General features: G+C 69.7%; 1 protein-coding gene. It reads right to left on the bottom strand.

Annotation, left to right across the window (positions count from 1 at the left end):
* Positions 1-162: 162 nt before the first annotated feature.
* Complete coding sequence (locus WN71_RS14725; RefSeq protein WP_046592953.1) at positions 163-1,539, bottom strand: IS1380 family transposase; 1,377 nt, start codon at positions 1,537-1,539, stop codon at positions 163-165.
* Positions 1,540-1,661: the final 122 nt, after the last annotated feature.

Here is a 1,661-nt window from a genome sequence, read left to right as displayed (position 1 = left end):
CCTCGATCTTGCATGACGGCCCGCCAAGGGAGTCGGTGGACCGTTTCGCTTTCGGTGGCTGATGGCGGGCATTCCGAGGGTCCGAGTGTCGCCTCGGGTGGACGCCGGGTCCCACTGCTCCGGGCTGTTTCCTCTTCTTGTAGGGACAGGCGAATCCGCTGGTCAGCCGGGGTTCGGCAGGAGCGCAAGCCGTTCAAGGGCGGCGGATATCTCGCAGGTCCAGGGCCAGTGGCGGGCGAGGCGGAGGATGCGGCGTCGGCCGGTGGTGACGAGCTGGGCGGCCGCGGAGAACAGGCGGAACCGCAGTCGGCGGGGCTCCCAAAGACGGGCCTGGTCGGTCAGGGCGAGCATGGGCATCCAGGCCAGCAGGTCAAGCGCGACCTGGACGATCTCCAGCCAGACCTTGTTCTGCGCGGTGTGGTGCAGGGGCAGGTTGCGTAGGCCGGTGGACCGGGCGGCCCGGATCCGGTCCTCGGCCCGGGCCCGCAGCCGGTGACGGAGCTCGAGCTCGGCGATCGGCCGGTCAGGAGTGTTGGTGGCGAAACAGGTGATCCGCATGCCGTCCGCGTCCGTGATCCTCAACTGGGCACCGGGGTGCGGCCGTTCCTTGCGGACGATCAGCCGCATCCCCTTCGGCCAGCCGTCCAGCAGGCTGCCGGTGAGCTCGGCGACCCAGGCCCCGTCACGGACCTCACCGTTGGTCTCGACGGCCGCCGTCCAGGCCGGGGCGGGGACCTTCAGCACATGTTCATGGATCGCTTCGGTGACCGTCATGCCGACCGAGTAGGACAGCCACCGGCCTCGCCTGGCGAGCCAGGACACGAAGTCGTGGGTGCCGCCGGCGGAGTCCGTGCGGATCAGCGTCTGCCGTCCTCGCCGGTAGCGCTTGGGCAGTTGGGCCAGGGCGAGCCGGGCGGTGGTGATGTGGTCGGCGGCCGTGTTCGAGCCCGCGTTCCCCGGCCTGAGCAGGGCCGCGACCGGCTCGCCGGTTCCGCCCGGGCCGTGGTCGACGAAGGCCGTCAAAGGGTGATGGCCGTAGGTCTTCTTCCAGGTCGCGGCCGCGTCCTCCTTGTCGGAATGCGCGACCACGAGGACGCCGTCGAGATCGACGGTGACCTGAGCGTCGGCGTCCGGCGCATTCTCACCGGCCAACGACCAGACACGGCCACGGACTTCGGAGCGTGCGGACCGGATCGCCTGCAGGGCTTTCTCGCCGGAGGCCGCGAGGGTGTCGATCAGGCGGGAGACGGTCGGGTCGGAGGCGACCGGACCGAAGACGGCCGGCTCGGCCCGCAGCATCGCAACGTCCGCCAGGCAGTCCCCGCCCAGTGCGACCGCCAGGGCGATGTCCAGGAGGATCTTGCCGGGATCGTGGACGGCCCGCGGCTTGCGCCACGGCGCCAGAGCTGTCGATATGGCCTGGTCAAGACCGGCCTTGCGGACCGTCTCGACCAGCAGGACCGACCCGGCCTGGGAGACGATCTGGCGGCCGTCGTCCTGGACGCGGACACGGGGATAGGACCCGATAGAGTGCTTCACCTGGGAAGTGCCTCCGGCGGTGGCAGGAACAAGGACCTCGACAATCCTCATTCTTGCTGGTCAGAGGCACTTTCTGCTTTCCTGACCGCCTGCCGGACAGCTCGCTTCATGAAAGCGCGAGG

It is taken from the genome of Streptomyces mangrovisoli (assembly GCF_000974985.2).
In the GTDB taxonomy this organism is placed as follows: domain Bacteria; phylum Actinomycetota; class Actinomycetes; order Streptomycetales; family Streptomycetaceae; genus Streptomyces; species Streptomyces mangrovisoli.
The sequence above is the reverse complement of the archived record's forward strand: the minus strand, read 5'-3'. Positions and strand labels throughout refer to the sequence as shown.